At 63.2% G+C, this 661-nt stretch carries 1 pseudogene; it reads right to left on the minus strand.

The window, feature by feature from the left end:
- Positions 1 to 661 (minus strand): annotated as a pseudogene (locus tag BMI87_RS22665) (hypothetical protein); the annotation flags it as partial.

Below are 661 nucleotides of genomic sequence, written 5' to 3' on the forward strand. Positions count from 1 at the left end.
CGCCGTGCCAGTCGAACGCTTCGCGCACGCGTCCGCCGATCGCCGGGAAGAACGGATAAAGCCTACGAACCTCTTCGCCGATCGCGCGACTAATGTGTTCGTCGTCTTCCGTCATAGCGGGGATGGCCGCGCGCTGGACATGCAGTGCGTGGGCGGCAAAGACGACGTAGCGTCCGACTGCCACTATCGGGCGCAGGATGTTCAGGAGTTCTTTCGCGGCCACACCCTCGCTCATGCGGCGGCCATCGAGATCTGTGTGGAATGCAAGCTTGCCCGAGGCGCTTCCGGCGGGTCCGTCCACTTCTCGGGTCTCAGCAATGAGACTTCGCGCCCAACGCTCACATTGAGCTCGGAGCCAGCGTGCCTGCAGATAGGCGGGCCCGAGCGCACCGGCTTCGGCGAACATCGTGCTGAGTTCATGCGAGCGGCTCGCAACGTCATGTTGTGCCGGATCGATGCCGCACCAGCGAAGCGCGGTGCGTGTCATTATGCCGTCGACAGCATCGGAGAGGTCGATCTCACGGCCTCGCCAACTGCGTGCGGCCGCCTGCCATTCCTCTGCGAAAATCTGGCGAGCCTGCTGTAGCCGCACGGGGGCCATGAGATCGAGAAACATTTTCTTGCGGACCTGATGCTCTGCGCCGTCGAGACTTTGCACGCT

The sequence above is a fragment of the Thioclava sp. F28-4 genome (assembly GCF_002020045.1).
GTDB lineage: Bacteria > Pseudomonadota > Alphaproteobacteria > Rhodobacterales > Rhodobacteraceae > Thioclava > Thioclava sediminum.